12 protein-coding genes are annotated in these 16,208 nt (G+C 37.0%); all 12 read left to right on the plus strand.

Annotated elements, in window-relative coordinates; genetic code table 11:
* The 12 genes from JNUCC76_RS05590 (at nt 1) to JNUCC76_RS05645 (ending at nt 15,909) form a co-directional block, all read left to right on the plus strand.
* A complete protein-coding gene (locus JNUCC76_RS05590; RefSeq protein ID WP_454153272.1) occupies nt 1-1,251 on the plus strand; it encodes a phage tail tip lysozyme in 1,251 nt (416 codons plus the stop codon).
* A 12-nt stretch (nt 1,252-1,263) separates the two neighbouring features.
* Nucleotides 1,264-1,689 (plus strand): thioredoxin family protein, encoded by a 426-nt coding sequence (locus JNUCC76_RS05595; RefSeq protein WP_317848475.1) that lies wholly within the window; start codon nt 1,264-1,266, stop codon nt 1,687-1,689.
* 2 nt (nt 1,690-1,691) lie between these two features.
* Nucleotides 1,692-2,249: a hypothetical protein gene (locus JNUCC76_RS05600; protein ID WP_454153274.1), complete on the plus strand. Its 558-nt coding sequence runs from the start codon at nt 1,692-1,694 to the stop codon at nt 2,247-2,249.
* Between the two features lie 2 nt (nt 2,250-2,251).
* Nucleotides 2,252-2,848, plus strand: coding sequence for a hypothetical protein (locus JNUCC76_RS05605; RefSeq protein ID WP_454153276.1), 597 nt, complete (start codon nt 2,252-2,254; stop codon nt 2,846-2,848).
* 293 nt (nt 2,849-3,141) lie between these two features.
* A complete protein-coding gene (locus tag JNUCC76_RS05610) occupies nt 3,142-3,531 on the plus strand; it encodes a hypothetical protein (protein ID WP_013102158.1) in 390 nt (129 codons plus the stop codon).
* 15 nt (nt 3,532-3,546) lie between these two features.
* The gene (locus tag JNUCC76_RS05615) at nt 3,547-5,676 is read left to right on the plus strand and encodes an AAA family ATPase (RefSeq protein WP_454153278.1); all 2,130 of its coding nucleotides are present in this window, start codon (nt 3,547-3,549) and stop codon (nt 5,674-5,676) included.
* A gap of 10 nt (nt 5,677-5,686) precedes the next feature.
* Nucleotides 5,687-6,568: a sortase family protein gene (locus JNUCC76_RS05620; protein ID WP_454153280.1), complete on the plus strand. Its 882-nt coding sequence runs from the start codon at nt 5,687-5,689 to the stop codon at nt 6,566-6,568.
* A gap of 66 nt (nt 6,569-6,634) precedes the next feature.
* Nucleotides 6,635-8,653 (plus strand): SspB-related isopeptide-forming adhesin, encoded by a 2,019-nt coding sequence (locus JNUCC76_RS05625; RefSeq protein ID WP_454153282.1) that lies wholly within the window; start codon nt 6,635-6,637, stop codon nt 8,651-8,653.
* Between the two features lie 710 nt (nt 8,654-9,363).
* Nucleotides 9,364-10,389, plus strand: a complete 1,026-nt coding sequence (locus tag JNUCC76_RS05630) for an IS30 family transposase (RefSeq protein ID WP_454153284.1) — start codon at nt 9,364-9,366, stop codon at nt 10,387-10,389.
* A gap of 1,192 nt (nt 10,390-11,581) precedes the next feature.
* Nucleotides 11,582-14,458: a YobI family P-loop NTPase gene (locus JNUCC76_RS05635; RefSeq protein ID WP_454153286.1), complete on the plus strand. Its 2,877-nt coding sequence runs from the start codon at nt 11,582-11,584 to the stop codon at nt 14,456-14,458.
* A gap of 78 nt (nt 14,459-14,536) precedes the next feature.
* Entirely contained in the window at nt 14,537-15,316 is a 780-nt protein-coding gene (locus tag JNUCC76_RS05640) for a hypothetical protein (RefSeq protein WP_454153288.1), read from the plus strand.
* Nucleotides 15,317-15,408: 92 nt separating this feature from the next.
* Nucleotides 15,409-15,909 (plus strand): GNAT family N-acetyltransferase, encoded by a 501-nt coding sequence (locus JNUCC76_RS05645; RefSeq protein ID WP_454153290.1) that lies wholly within the window; start codon nt 15,409-15,411, stop codon nt 15,907-15,909.
* The last annotated feature ends 299 nt before the right edge of the window (nt 15,910-16,208 follow it).

A 16,208-nucleotide genomic window follows, 5' to 3' on the forward strand; every position in this document is an offset into this window, starting at 1 on the left:
ATGTTAGAACGTTGGATGCAAGATAAAAAACGTCGCTTGTATGTCATCATAGGCATCATCACTACAGCTATCCTATCAATATCAGTTATTTTCTTAATGTGTTTCATGGTTTTTTCAACACAGAATGCCAATTGTTGGAATGATGATACAACAATTGATGATGGTGGTTCAGCCTTTGGTGGTGATTGGAAAGATCCAAACTCAGGCACGCATAAATATATTCAACATGCAATTGACCGTTTTCATAAAGAAATTAAAATGTCAGGCGACAATATCGCTGCTGCGATTGCGATTGGACTTAGAGAAAGTGGCTTTAACCCTAAAGCCGTCAATCCTGCTGGCTCAGTAAAGGGAATTTGGCAGTGGGGTGCTGGAGGTATCAACGGTAATCGGTTTGGTGATACTGGCGATACTGTACAGGCACAAGTTCAACTGGCAATCAATGAATTGCATAGTAGCCACAAGGCGACACTGATTGGCTTAGCGGCCGCTAACAACATTAACAGTTCAATGGTGGCTTGGGATACAAAGTTTGAAGGGGTCGGAGAAAATGATCCACAACGAAAAGTCGCCGACACTGCTAAAACAGCGGAAGAAGTCAAAAAGGTTTTCAAACTAGATTATGCAGGTGATATTGATGTCTTTGATGGCGGCAACAACGATTCTGGTTCAAGCGATACCTCAGATGATGCCAATTCAAGTGCTATGTCTGATGCCTCATGTGACACAGGTTTGGATAACAACACAGACGGCTTACCAGTTAAAGGAAAGTACAACATAACAGGTGGCTATCCAAACTATGCAGGCCTGACAGGCGCAGAACATTATGGTGTCGATTTTCAAACCGTCAACCACACTATGACTGGTGGTGAAAGTAATGTGTACGCTGTTCATGATGGCACGGTAGTAGCCAAAAGCTTTGATAGCGTTGGGGGTAATTGGCTAGTTATTAAAGGCACTGACGGGGTGTTTACCTATTATGGTCACGCACCAACTCAGTCAGCCATTGTTGTCAATACAGGTGATAAGGTTTCTGCTGGTCAACACATTAGTCACGAAGGACAAACTGGTGAAGCAACAGGTATTCACGTTCACTTCGCTGTGCAAACAAAAGATCAATACAATTGGGCGCCCGAAAGTAAAGGACTAAAATCACCTGGTCTTTATCTCAAATTACCTGCAAAGGCAGGCACTAACGTTGTTATTCCTAGTGGGCCATTTGATTCTAGTACAGGCAAAACAGATAAATAGGAGTATTCAAATATGAATAAATTAAAGAAATGGAGCATTGCAGTGTTCTCTTTAGCCGCCATTGCTATAGTAACCGCAATTGGTGGAACTTATTACTACAACACAGAGGTGAATGGTTATCCAGATACCAAAAACTTCTCTGATAAAATTGATCAGCTAGACAACAAAAGCAAGCAAAAGACAGTCTTAATCTTCCATAAGCCTGGTTGCCCTGACTGTAAAAAAGCGCGTAGCACGATTAAAAAGACGATCAAGACACATCAAAAGACAATTGATTATGTTGTGGTCAACGTGAAAAAGTCTGATGCACAAGCATATCTTGCTAAGTACGGCGTGACACAAGTACCCACAGTGATTGCTTTGAAAGGTAATCAAGTGATTGACAGTACCAGTTCAACCAACAATAAAACGATTGCCAAAGTGGTCGCAGGAGATTAACCATGACAAAATTCAATTTAAAATGGGTTTACGCTTTTGCGTTAACGCTTGCTTGCCTGTTTTTAATCCAGCAAGGACTTAGCTATCAACGCACGGTCAAGAGTGTGAATATCGTGCACCAAGAAATCAAAGCAACAAAAGCTAAGACAAGTCAGTACGCTGTCCAGGCTAAACAACTTGATAAGGTTAAAACTGCTGATATTCGTGATACCCAAAACATTCAAAAAATTGGCAATACTTTCTTCAAAGAAATGTTTGCCATCTTACCAAAGTTAAATAAATCAGATGCTAAAAGTAGTGTGGCAACGGATGACGTTGTGTCAGCTTTTCTAGGGGCAACGTTTGGTGGTGATGTGGATGAAGGCGTGCCAACTTTTCATTTAGAAAGCAATGATATTGTCTATTCCAAAGCAGCCGATGGCTCAGGTCTAGGATTTGGGACGGTTAAATATAAATTAGGCAAAGAGGAAACCAGCACAACACTATTGATGCACATTGAAAATGGCAAAATTACAGAACTCCAAACGGGAGCTGTAAAAGATACCTCAGGAAGGAAATAACCATGTCAAAAGTTAATAAAAAAATCCCCTTACTGTGGGTTATGCCAGCGTTGATGGTGATTGCTGGACTGGGCTTTTGGTTAGCTACTCAAGTCACTGTTAAGACACATCAAAGTGCCTCAAATGAACTAGCCGTGCAACAAAGCAAACTCATCAACAAGAAATCAAAGGTCGGTACGGTACTAGATTCAAAGCAACCTAATGTCTCGGCAGCCTCTACCTTGCTTGATAAACTGTTTACCCTAGATTGGACAATTGCCTCTCAAAAGGAATTTGATGCCAAAGCCAAACAGATGACACCTTATGTGGCTCAAGAGGTCGTCAAAAATAGTTTAGATTTCAAGGCTGATCCAGATAAAATGATTACACAGACAGGTGTGGTAATGACCTATGATCACATGGATTTCTTACCCACCTCAGCAAGTGCCACAGAAGTGAAGGGAAAGGTGATTGTCTTTGTCAAAAGCCACCTCAAGGACTCGGCAGATGCCACCACACGTTTTGTCTATAATGTCAGCTATAATCCTAAAACAAATCTTGTGACACAACTAGATCGCATCGGAACTTATCAATTACAAAGTGACAGCAGTGTGTTATGAGTAAATATAAATAATCTGATTTATAATTTTAAGTCAATTTGATATACTGTATTTACAAATTAAAATTTATTTTTAGCTCGATGTGTATCAGCTCGCCAAAGTAGATACAGCACATCGGGTTTTTTATTTTATAATCATTATTACTTTAATGATGTTGTTCTCAAAGCTCGTCCAATTGGATGGGCTTTTTTGTTTGCCTCAGGAAAAACCATTTACCTTTATGACAATTTTTTGATTCTTGTTATTCTGTGCGTGTGTTGATAACACAACAAAGAAAAAGGAGGACTTTTTGAATGAAAAAGTCAAATGCACATAACAAGTTTCTATGGGAGCGTCGTCCGATTTCACGCTTACAACAAACATTAGCGGGATTGGTCGCTTCATTACCAATGTGGCTACCGACTGTTGCCTCAGCGGATATTGGTGATGCTGCCAAAACAAGTGGTTCAAAGGTCATCACAATTCTTTATATTGTGTTGATCGTTGTTGGCGCTATTTGCTTATTGATTGGTTTCATCATGCGTGCAACTGGTAATGAACAGATGGCGCAAAAGAGTAACAGCAAGCTAATGCACGCCATGTTCGGTATTGGTGGTGGTGCTTTGACTGGACTATTGCTGACATGGATTTGGCAAACAGCCACTACTGCTGGTGGCGGAAATGTCATCAACTGGCCATTCTAAACGGGGGAATAAGATATGTTTGGAAAGAAAAAACAAACTAGTATCGGGGATCCATTTTTTGCCCGCGTTGAACAAACTGAAATTGATCTCAATGATGAGGTGATTCAAGACCTGGCTGAAAAAAGTGGGGTAAGTGAAAGCTGGCCGAATGTATCACTGTCAGGGCTACAACAATTCGCTGCTGGTTTAGTCAATGATGTGGTGCGTGCAGGTGATCATGACGTTCGTTTAGGTAACGTCGTCTACTTTATCACTAATGAAAAAGGCCGTGCTGAGCCAACAGGATTAAGTTGGGAAAGAGCGACACTCACAGCAGGGTTTGAAAACATTGTTGTTAGTACCGCTGATCATATTTTCAACGACACAGAAATTCGTCAAGATGAAGATATGACTTATGACATTATTGTTGAAGCCCTACAACCGCTGATGGATGCCGTGCTTGCTGATGGTAGTCTGTCAACATATGATTTGCCAGTTTTACCTTCCGAGGAACAGTTTAGACAAGCGCGTGAAACAGGTGAAGTCCTAACGGTTGAACCAAATAAATTCCAACGCACAACGATTGAAGTCAAGCCACCAGTGGTTCAGGCTGTTGAAAATGAAACTAGTGACCAATCACAGGAAAAGGTCGTAAAGACTGTACCTGCTATTCCTAAGATAGTTGAACAGCCAAAGCAGCCTGCAAGTGGTGACATAGTGAAGCCAATTGTTCAAGCTGTTGTTCCGACTCAAGACAACTCAGACGGGGTCATGACCGAAAGTGATCCCACACAAAAGTTAATTGATCGTGTCAACCTGGCACCAAATGCATTTGAGATGAGTGATGTCAAAGCTGATTTACCTGCGGAACACCCCGATTACGTGGTTAGTCGTTTGAACGCAGACAAAGCCAAAGCAAACGACTTTTTGAATGATACCAGCAACATTTACACGCAAAAGATACGCAAAGCGATGTCCGACTTGTTGAAACAACAACAAGCAAAGACGAAAGCAGCAGTTGAACAGTTGCGTGAGACTAATGTCTCTGAGACGGTTGATGCACAAATGAAAGAAGAACGGGCAACAGAGTTTGAAACCCGTTATGCGCAAGCACATCAAGCTCGTGAAGCAGGTTATCGCACGGCTGTGGAAGATGAGAATGCGCGTCATGATAATACACTCAAAACGCTCAAGAGTGACTTTGTAAGCGACTTAGAGGCTTTGAAGGTATCTGTTAATCAAGAGCTGGATAACTGGTTTATAGAACGTTCTAAAGACTTGCAAAGTAATCTTCAAGCCACAGTAGACAATCAGGTCTCAGAAGTGACGTCACAAGCGCAAACAGAGACGCTAACCAGTCTTAAAGCTTTGCGTGATGAGTTATTAGCTCAAAACACACAATCCTTGCTAGACATGCATCAAAAGCTGGAAGAAGACATCAGTAACAAGCGGTCACAATATCAATCAGAACATGAAAAAGCGATGATCAGTGCGACTGAGTTAGAAAGTGCTAAAACGCATGCTGGTAGCCTCAGTGAACTTGAGCAACAAGTCCAGATTTTGAAGCAAACTAATCTAAACCTCGAGCAACAATTAAAAGGTAAAGATGCTGTCAATAATGATGAGGTTTCCCAACTTCGTCAACAGTTACAAATGCTTCAAAATGCCCCCAAGACAACATCACATGATGAAACTAACCAGCAATTGATGACTTTGTTAGCAGCGCAAATAAAACAGCCTCAAGTTGAACAAAAGAAAAATAGTGCTTGGCAATCAGCGGCGATTGGTGTCTTGGCTGTTCTGGCTATTGGTGGTGCGGGCTTTGGTGGTTATGCGATGGCCCAACACAAAACAGATAGCGCCGCACAATCATCAAAAGCGGTCTCTGCGAGTAGTCACAACGAAGGCAACGCAACCGTAACCTTAGCCCCTGAATCATCTGAGGCTAGTTCTTCTTCAAAGGTAAGTGCTTCAAGTAGTCAATCAAGCTCATCTAGCTCACAAGCTAACAGTTCTTCTACATTAGCTGACCGCTACCATGTCGGTGAAGACGTTGATGCCACAATCAATGGTCAAACAGTCACCGCTAAAGTCGTTTCGGTACAAGACAAAACCATTACAGTGCATCATGATGGCTACGATTATGTTGTACCGTTTGACAATTAGGCGGTGATCTATGGCAATCAACATTGAACAGGTCAAGCGCCGTCGAACGACAGCGCAAGCTAGACGTCCAAATTTCCATCGTTTGAAAAGGCACCATCCAATTCTAAAAACACTGTTATTAGCCATGATTGGCATCTTAATTGTCACTGGCGCTGTGATTTACGGTAACCATACGCAGTGGCAAACAGCGCAGAAGGTTCAAAAAGCTAGTCATAAGGCTGTTGCTAAAACAAAGAAACAACCTGTTGTCAAAGCAAGTCAAGTCAAACAAGTGGCGGCACAGAAAAGTGTCAAACCTGATTACTCAGGGACTGGCGGTTTATCTAGCAAAGAAGATATGTTGAAACTAGCTCAAAGCAATCAAGCTGAAATCCTACGTGGACATGTGGCTGTGCCAAGTTTTAGCATTAGTGAGCCAATCTATGAAGGCACTAGTAACCACGTCTTAGCCATTGGTGCGGGCATGAATGCACCCAACCTAAAGTTTGGAACTGGATTAGTACCAATATTTGCTCACAATATGGGTGATTATAATGCCGTGTGGCCATACCATCCTACCAAGTTTAGTGCCTTACAAAACATGACTGAGAAAACCATTTTAGGGAAAGATATTTATCTCTCAGATGGTCATACAGTTTATCGTTATAAAGCGACCAAATTGGATTATGGTATCGCTGTGGGCGTGATGAACCAAGAATTAGCTGTTGAGAACACAGGCAAACCAAAAGTTAAATTGATTGCTTGTTTGGAAGATCAAGAATTTTGGCAGCAGGTTAAAGCGAGTCACTACACAAATTTCACCGCTAAAAAGCGAATTGTACTGACGGGTGAATTAGTTGGTGAACAATCAATTAATTCCCTGGACAGCAGCTTAAAGCAGCAATTGCAATAAAACTAATTTAATTATAGGGGGTGGCAAATCACCACCCTCCAAAAATCGGAAGAGAGAATATTTATTATGTCACATAACATTAAACACAAACTACGCAATCGTATTTTTGAAGGCGCAGCCATTGCCACGATTATGATTCCAATGGCTTCACCAATCATTGCACATGCCACAGATACTCCAACGCCTGTTAAGGTCTCTACAACTGGGACGAAAGTGAAAATTGATGATGCGGCTTTGCAAAAAGCTATTGCTAATGCCAAAGCTGCTGGCGTGGACTTAACGCAAGAAAAGACTGATACACAAACAGTTAAATCTAGCGAAGTCGCATCCGCTAAAACAAAAATCACTGATAGTTACAAGACACAGGTTTCAACGCTTGAAGCTGCTACTAAAAAGCAGACCACCGCTAACACTGACTACGCTACCAAAGAGGCGCAGTATCAAAAAGATTTAGATCAGTATAACAAAGATGAAGCCGCCTATGAGGCAGAAATTGCTAAACATAAAAATGATACGCCTATCGCTGACAAGAATGGTATTAAGGTCTACGGTGACTATAATGAAGCTGGTAAAGGCTCACTGGATTACTACAAAAATTTTGATGTTGTCGTTGATGGTTCAAAGGTCAAAGACTTTGCATCTGTGTCTGATTTAGGTTGGAACAAAGATAGTAAGGTCACTGCAATTGGTAAAACACAAGTTTTGAATACTGACAGCACGAACTTTAATGCCCCTTCAAAGGATATGTACTTAATTAAGGATTTCAATAAGGGACAACAGTTCAAGATTGAAAATGTTGGGACTGATAAAATTACAGGTAAAAAAATCAACGCGATCATTACCTTTACTAATACGGTTAAAAGTACCAGCTCTGATTCGCATTACCTAGCCGTTGGTAAGCAAGATATGGATGGTCAAACTAATGATTCTGTCCGTTTTGAATATCTGAATACTGATGGGGTCAAGACTAAGATTAACTATGAATACTCTGATGGTAAAGCGGCCAATTTGGTAACCGCATTCGCAATTGGTGACGTGGATGTCTTACAAGGTATGCAGACTGACTATGGTAATGTCACGCAATTGAGTCCAAAAGACAATGGACTAGAAATCGACAAGAATGCACCTTCTGGATTATTCGGCACTTATACGACAAGTTCTGCTGCACTAGATGGCTTTAATGACACACCGCTTGGTACAGTAGGTTTGGTAGGAACTGGGTCAAGCTTTACGTATAACTTCTTTGATGAATATACTAAAAATGCCACTAAAGAAGATACGACTGCAAGCAATGTCATTACCGAAAAGGGTGGCTTAGTTAATGCCTGGAAGGCTTTGGGAACACAATATAACCTCTTTGGTTCCTCTGCGGCTCTAAATGTCGTGACACCACCCGTTAAGCCAACACCACCAACAAAGGAAACGGTTAAGGCTAGTTACAAGCTCAGCGAATTATACACAACGCCAGAGCCACACAAGTCAGAAACAGATGATAGTGGTAAGGACAACAATGGTCAAAATGTTAAACCAGGTGAAACTTTGCATTATAAGTTAACGTGGGATTTGAAAGGTTTAGAAGCTATTGACGTGGATAAGGATACTTTAGCTAAGGGCTTGTCATTCATGGATGATTATGATGAGACTAAGCTTGATATTACTGACCAAACTAAAAAAGACTTCACAGTCATTGATGCCAAAACACAAAAGTCAGTGATGGATGAACTCCAACAAGATTGGGATATCAAGAACGGTAAGTGGACTTTGAAAGCAAAGAACGTGCAGGACTTTTTGACTAATCATGCAGGTCATGAATTGACAATCACGTTTAATCCAGTGGTTAAAAAGGGTGCCACAGGGACAGTGACAAACACTGCGGTTCAAAATGACTTTGGTCAGGATTTTGATACTGAAACAGTCAAGAATCCAATCACGCCTGATACGCCAAAGCCAGATACACCATCAACACCTAATACAAGTTATGGTGAAGCGCCAAAAGGATGGTTATATGGTACTATTGCAGCGATTGCACTAGCAGGCGCCGCCTTTGGATTCCGCAAGCCAATCAAGAAGTGGTTCCACAAATAACAACTTTTAACAGTGCCTAAGGGCATTGTTTTTTTGTTTTGTCCTTATCAAGCGATAAAATAATAAACAATAGCACTTGTTTTGTTCTTCACAAAGTGGTATATTTAAGGTATTCAGAGGGGGTCTTGACATGTGATATTGGTAGTCTGTTTTCCTAAATATATCATTTCTTTTTTGAAATCTATCATGTCTCACTTCACACATTTAACAATATTGCATGGTCTCTCAGAACATTTTTCCTAAGTTAAACAGTGAATCTTTACTCCAGATTGACTGCGCAAATAGAGCCGTCCTTTGATGGCTTTTTTGTGTGCGCTTATGAACAAGCGCGCTTGTCAAGCCTGACAGACACGTCAAATTGATGACGATTAAATAAAATCATTTGCACGATATTATTAGAAAATATAGATACATGACTTAGGTGAAAGCAAGTCTATTATCTATATCAATATACGTATACACGTCAATATAAGATAAACATAATGATAAGTATGTTAGCGTATATATTTATAACTATATCCATGTATATATACGTGTGTATAGTATCATTATACCTGCTAATATACACACGTATATAAATAAACCATAACAGTCTTCAAACGCTGATACCAAGCTATTTGCGCAGTTGTTCACTTTTGTTTTTCTTAACATTTTAACTATTGACCGAATGTCAATTTTATAGTCTTATTGAGAGAAGGAATAATTGCCACATGACTAAAAAGAATCCCAAATCCAAATACGCGCGTTTAGAGTTTAGTGAGCGTATTACGATTAAAAATATGATTGATGCGGGTAAAACCAATGCCGAAATTGCTCGAAAGCTAAACCGACCTCGGGCTACCATTACACACGAATTGCAGCGTAATGCCCGTGTCATGACTTGGCGTGGCAAAAAGAAAATATTGCGCCATACATACGAACCTGTGCAAGCGACTAGACGTGCTGAGTATTATCAATCAAAGTCGCATCGTTCACAGCCTAAAATCACACCTAAAAAACGCGAAAAGATAGATTACTATCTCAAAAAGAAACATTGGTCGCCAGAACAAATTGCACATGGTGTGCCACGAATTGGTGTTTGCACACGAACAATCTATAACTGGATACTTAATCGCAACCTGAGTGCGACATTAAATGATTTACCGCTTAAAGGCAAAAGACGCAGGCATCTAAGGGCAAAACCAGTTAATCCAGAACATAAACGGATGATGATTGAAACGCGTTCAATTCACAACCGTCCAGAAGTCATCAATAATCGCTCAACATTTGGTCATTGGGAAATTGATGGGGTGATGAGTCCTCAAGATTCCCAATCTTTCGTGATCACATTTGTAGAGCGAAAAACACGTTTTATGGTTGGTGTCAAAGCAAAGAGTAAAAATTCAGAAGATGTCAAAACAGCCATAGATACCTTTATGTCAAGGTTTGAGAACGTTTGTGACAGTATCACATGTGATCGTGGCTCAGAATTCACCAGTAGTTTATTTATTTACAGCATTGAAGATACGTACGGTAAAAAGTTATATTACGCTGATCCACAATCACCAGGCCAACGTGGTACAAACGAACGCATGAATCGTGAATTAAGGCGTGTATTTCCTGCTGGTTATGACTTTACTAAGATTACCCAACGTAAGCTTCAAAACGCCATTCAGGACATCAATGAGCGTCCTAGAAATGTGCTCAGGTTCAAAACACCTGAAAAAGTCTTTACTAAGCGAATCATGGCAGCTTAATCATCAATAGATGCTAAAAATCGCTAATTGTTAAGACAGTTCAAAGTCAATAGCTTTGGGCTGCATTTTTGCGTATAATAATAACCAGATAAACACGAATTAAGTGCTTGATTGGCTCAAAAAAAGTCAAAATGGCAATGCAAAAACTAAATATGCGACCAACATCAAAAATAAATTATGGTAGTTGAAATTTAGAAACGCAAAACCAAAAATAGCACTAAAACAGTCTTTGTAATCAGATTGTAAACAAATCCGCTATCACAACAGCGACAACGGATTAGCCAAAATAAAATCAATTTTTTTAGATTATTTGTTACTTTAGGGGTTGACCGGAGTCTGTAGAATAATAAGCATAAGGTTTGATATAGGAGTTGAAATACTTCTGTAACATACCTTGTGCTTATATTTTTGTAAAAAAGGCTTATTTTATTAAGAAAACCTAAAAAAGCACAAAAAAAGACCAGCCAATTGCTAGTCAACTTGTACATTGAAAACTTAATATTGATTGACACATAGTTAATGCCCCACCACGGTTATTAAATAGTGCAGAATATAATGTTTCAATACGCTAATTATACTGTATTTTTGAAAAGTGTTCAATCCGGAGGCTGTAAACAGTAAGAGATAAAAGTCTAGAAAAGTTGAGTTAGTCACAATTTCTGCTCCGATATCAAAATACAACATGTCGAGAGATGCAAATTGCTAGAGTGCATTTCGGAAATGGGCAGAGCCTGAGAGTGTTGCTTGAATGTCATACTTATATAGTAGGCGACTTTAAAACATTTGAGAATTTAGCATAGTTAATTATGAGGACGGATATAGTCAGAATAGAATTATATCCCTTGAATTGAAAATCGTTAGTAAATATTTATTGTATATCTTACAAACAATGTTGGTATGAGCAAAATCGGAAAAATCTGTTTTTGCTTTTTTTATCCTGAAAGTATTTTTCTAAAATTGGTAATGTTGATACTTCAGATTAGGAAAAACTCAGTGGAAATCTGAACAAATTAGTCTTAAATCTTTTATTCATTATTAGTGTTATCTTTGAAGAGGGAATTCTTTAATTTTCGTTTATATAATTCAAATCAGATATATTGGAATGGTGATATACTTATTTTGGGAGTCACTGTGGCTTTTTTCAATTAAGCAACAACATTGCTTAAAAAAACAGCGTCGGGAGATTGATAAATTGGACGTAAAACCTAAAAAATTGTTACCTTTATCGCCAAAAGTTGACTTAGAAAATGAAAAACATTATAAAGTTTATAAAAGTTATTTGGATGATGCGTTAAGCGATGATCATATCCACAATTTAGCTGTTACAGGTAAATATGGAAGTGGAAAATCTTCCATTGTCGATACGTATTTTAAGAAAAAAACAAACTTTCTTAAAGTTAGTTTTTCCACTTTTGAAAGTTCATCTACTAAAGTAGTATCACAGAAAGAAATTGATGACAGTGATGACACTCCTTCATCAATTAGAGGTGAACAATCAAATAATTTGATTTCAAAAGGAACTATATTCGCAAACATCATCAACCAAATTATTTATCAAGTTGATCTTAAAAATATTCCATTAACACGGTTTAAGATAAAAAAACCACTTTCACGGTTTTCCAAATTTTCATTGTTATTTGAAATATGTCTTTTGTCTTCCTTATTTTTTCCGATTAGTGGTATGTATAGAATCGGACTTTCTGTTGCTTCTATTTTGGTTGGACTAGTTATTATTTGGTACTTTCTTTCAAATTTTGAATTTCGAAACTTAAAAATTTCTATAAAGCAAGTTGAAACTGAAATCAATATGAAAAGAGATGATTTATTTGAAAGATACACTGACGAGATTGTTTACTTATTTGAGCAATCAGGAAAATCAATCCTAATTATTGAGGATCTAGATAGATTTAAAGATTTATCAATATTTGAAAAATTGAGAGAGTTAAATACTAAACTAAATTCAAACTTAAACGACAAGAAAGAATGGACTTTCATTTATTTAATAAAAGATGAACTATTTAAAGATAAGACCGATCGAGTTAAGTTCTTTGATGAAATAATTCCAGTTATACCGTTTATTACGACTTCCAACTCTTTTGATAAACTCAGAGAGATTTTTAAAGGGGAAGATATCAATGTTAGATTGTTGCGTATACTAAGCCAATTTATTGATGATTTTCGTTTATTGCTGAATATTCATAATGAATATGAAGTTTACTCGAACATTGGGAACTTGGCACAAAATAAAAATGATAAAAAAATAGAGCTTAACGAGCTGCTAGCTTTAATAGCATATAAAAATATTTTCCCGAATCAATTTGATGACATTCAAAATGGGGGAGGTATTTTAGGCGACATAGTAAAGCAATACAAGAATAATGTTCAACAGCAGATTGATAATTGTACAAAAAAGATTAATGATTTACAAGAAAAAAAGAACAGTACTAGTTTAAAAAACGAATACGAATATTTATTTATTTGGGCGTCCAAGAACAATTTGGTGTCTGTTGATAATTTTAACAATAGACAATATATTGACACCTTGGATAAAGCTGAGTACATTGTAAAAAATGATGGGGGTATTTACTATGAAAACTCTGTTATTGAATACTCAAAGTTTAAAAACAATGCAAAGGAGTACGCCAACAATCTAGTTCCTGTGACAGCTTTTGATAATGAAATGACAAGGTTCAGAACCAACTTATCAAATATCAGTAATACACAATTTTTTGATGTAGATGACACATTAAATTCTTTTAAAGATAATCAACTACTTTATGCCTTGATTAAAAACAAGTACATCACTCTTGGTTACCTGAATACTATCAATCATTACTATGGTGATTCATCCACACAAGTATTTATGCGGAACCTGTACATTTCCGCGCGTAATTTTGACATCAATATGAAGTTGAATGATATTCCAGGGCTAATTGAGCAACTTCAAGAAGAAGATTACGAGCAAAATCAAATATTGAACATCGAGTTGACTTGCTGGTTATCTAACAAAAATTTTGAGAAATTCAAGCTCATTCTCCACACTGCTGATAATTCAGAAATTCATTTTATTGAAGAATTATTAAATTATAATCCAGCATTGTACAAATCAGTGACGTCAATTTTGCCAAACATTCAGTTTGATCTTTCAATTTTGAATCCTATTCAGGTTTTTGATATCGCAATTAATAATAGATATGCAGATACCCAATCAAACGTAGAATTAATTGTACATCATCTTAACAAGTTTATTTCTTTGAATGAATTTACCAGTCTTATAAACGGAGAAAATATTTATGAAACGTTTAAACATGAGTTGATACAAAAAGCTGATAGTTCTATTACTCTTAAAAAAATTTCAGATGTCAATATTGATATTTTAGGTTTACTTATGAGGAACAATCGTTTTATAGTAAATGCATCTAACATCAATTTTTATATTAGAGAATATTCGTACAATAAGGTTTTTGAGAGTTTCATAAATGGTCATCGTATTACTTTTGATGAAGATTTGTCAGAAGAAACATTTATGTCTACAATTAATGAAAATAGTTTATCTGTAGAAACATTTACTGATATTTGGAGAACTTATCACGGTGAAAAGTTACACTCGCAGAATCTGTCTGTACTAGATAATCAGTTAATTCTAGTTTTACTAAAGCTAAACCTTATAGAAATAGACTCTAGTTTACTGGAGTTGATTTGTCAAAAAGAAATTAACGTCAAGCCAGACTTTTTCACGCACGACATAAAAAGTATAATATTGAAAAATCAAATTATACTGAACAAGGATTTGTTTGATAAGTCAATAGAAATAGATGATGATTTAAATGATCAAATTTTTGCAACGAATATCAATAATTTGTCAAGAGAAGAAGTAATCAAATATCTAAAGCGTAAAAAATTGTCGAATGGAAAGTTCATAAAAATTATTCAGAAGGATCGAGGATATCAGAACATTATTTTCAACAATGAAGAAATCAACTTGGAAATTTTATCATGGATGAAAGACAAAGAGATTATTGATAACATGAATGTTGCTAATGGAAAGATAAAGCCAACATTCGATTAAAAAACTTAAAATAATATAATTTTAGAAAGAGCATTTAATTTATGCTCTTTTTTTAGTATAAAAAAAGGAAATATAATTATGGTTAACAAATTTGGTAGTTTATCACTACAAGGAAAAAGTATCGGAAGTCTCACATTTGCTGGGCGCAATTTAGTTGGTGCTAATGCTGATGTGGCAGTCGCTATGTTGAATGTGAATAACACATTGAACACTGAAAATGTTACACCACAGGCTGGTTTTGATTTTAGCATGGCTTTTGGTACACCACTAAAACTGATTAATGCAAAAATTATTGCTGGTACTGCTCGCAGTAACCAAAGAAACGGAGCTCGTGTTGCCACTAAGACAGGAACTTTGTTACCTATGTCTGATGCTAAAACAGATACCTTACCAGAAGAAGAATATGATGCTGTATTCGTATCAGGTAAAGACAAAACACCACATGGACGTGTGCGTAGTGCTGATGCGTTTGATAGTCATGATTTAGTGTTGTTTAGGGTTACACCTAATTATAAAACTGATAATCGTGGCGAAGTTGCACGCGATGATTACGATGAACCAATTATTTCAAATTATCAGTTCAACTTTATCCAACAAAGTAAATCAGGCGATGTTGGCAATGATGATAACATTGTCCGTATTTTGGTTGATCCAGCAGAAAGTGAACGCTTGCAAGCTGGTTTGAAGCCGGGGGACAAGTTAGTACCACAAGGTTTGAAGTTTGCATTTGCTGGTAATGATGCCACTGATTGGACGGTGTATGCTGACACGTTAGTTGCACTTGATGAAAAGGCAACAGAAAAGCTAACATCAAGTCAAAGTAAGACAACGACTAATCAAGCTGACAAAAATAAATAACAGAGAGGCCAGCGGTCTGGCTACTATACAAAAGTAGTTTGCATTTAATCGAAACAAGATTATAATAAAAATAATTTCTGTGGAGGTTAGATATGTATAGGGTAAGAAGATTTTTAAATACTGATGCCGAGTTAGTTGCTCAATTAATAGCTAAGACAATGAAAACAACTAATATAAAAGATTATTCAATTGATTTCATTAAGAAAGATTTACAATCTCTAAAAGCCAATGATTTAATTGAACGTGCAAGACAATTTCATTGTTATGTTATCGAAAATTCCGATGACAGTTCAATTATAGGTGTTGGTTCAATTGGTCCTTTTTGGGGTAGTAAGACGGAAAGTAGTCTATTTAATATTTTTGTTGACCCAGATTATCAAGGTCACGGTTTAGGTAGAAAAATAATTGAAACTTTGGAAACAGACGAATACTTTTTAAGAGCCTCACGTATTGAGATACCAGCATCTAAAACGGCGTTACATTTTTATCAGAAAATGGGTTACGATTTTAAAAATGGTATTGATGAAGTTGATTCCGAAGAATTGTATCGTTTAGAAAAATTTAACTCCACTTCAAAACGTCAGATCAAGTAGCTCTGGTTAATTTAATAGAAAAGTTAAAGGCTGATTAAACAATCGGTCTTTTTTAGTTGTTACAATGGCACAGAAAATGATTTATTTTAGCTTTATGTTTGGGGTTTGGCTTGTCTATGTTGGATCTATGTTTCCTATATTTTTACTCTTTATGAGTTCGGGTCAATCACTACATATTACTATGATAATTGCCAGTGTTTTGACCTTGTTATTTATCATTGTTCAAAGAACCTTTAGGGGTTTGCATTTAATTAATTAATTAATTAATTATAAAAGAATACTTGAAAGAAAGGAATAGT

The organism is Leuconostoc sp. JNUCC 76 (genome assembly GCF_053667755.1).

Excerpts from the sequence above, each read along its gene's own strand:
- JNUCC76_RS05600 (WP_454153274.1), top strand. The coding sequence starts at position 1,692 with ATGACAAAATTCAATTTAAAATGGGTTTACGCTTTTGCGTTAACGCTT.
- JNUCC76_RS05595 (WP_317848475.1), top strand. The coding sequence starts at position 1,264 with ATGAATAAATTAAAGAAATGGAGCATTGCAGTGTTCTCTTTAGCCGCC.
- JNUCC76_RS05610 (WP_013102158.1), top strand. The coding sequence starts at position 3,142 with ATGAAAAAGTCAAATGCACATAACAAGTTTCTATGGGAGCGTCGTCCG.
- JNUCC76_RS05620 (WP_454153280.1), top strand. The coding sequence starts at position 5,687 with ATGGCAATCAACATTGAACAGGTCAAGCGCCGTCGAACGACAGCGCAA.
- JNUCC76_RS05645 (WP_454153290.1), top strand. The coding sequence starts at position 15,409 with ATGTATAGGGTAAGAAGATTTTTAAATACTGATGCCGAGTTAGTTGCT.
- JNUCC76_RS05640 (WP_454153288.1), top strand. The coding sequence starts at position 14,537 with ATGGTTAACAAATTTGGTAGTTTATCACTACAAGGAAAAAGTATCGGA.
- JNUCC76_RS05605 (WP_454153276.1), top strand. The coding sequence starts at position 2,252 with ATGTCAAAAGTTAATAAAAAAATCCCCTTACTGTGGGTTATGCCAGCG.
- JNUCC76_RS05615 (WP_454153278.1), top strand. The coding sequence starts at position 3,547 with ATGTTTGGAAAGAAAAAACAAACTAGTATCGGGGATCCATTTTTTGCC.
- JNUCC76_RS05630 (WP_454153284.1), top strand. The coding sequence starts at position 9,364 with ATGACTAAAAAGAATCCCAAATCCAAATACGCGCGTTTAGAGTTTAGT.
- JNUCC76_RS05590 (WP_454153272.1), top strand. The coding sequence starts at position 1 with ATGTTAGAACGTTGGATGCAAGATAAAAAACGTCGCTTGTATGTCATC.
- JNUCC76_RS05625 (WP_454153282.1), top strand. The coding sequence starts at position 6,635 with ATGTCACATAACATTAAACACAAACTACGCAATCGTATTTTTGAAGGC.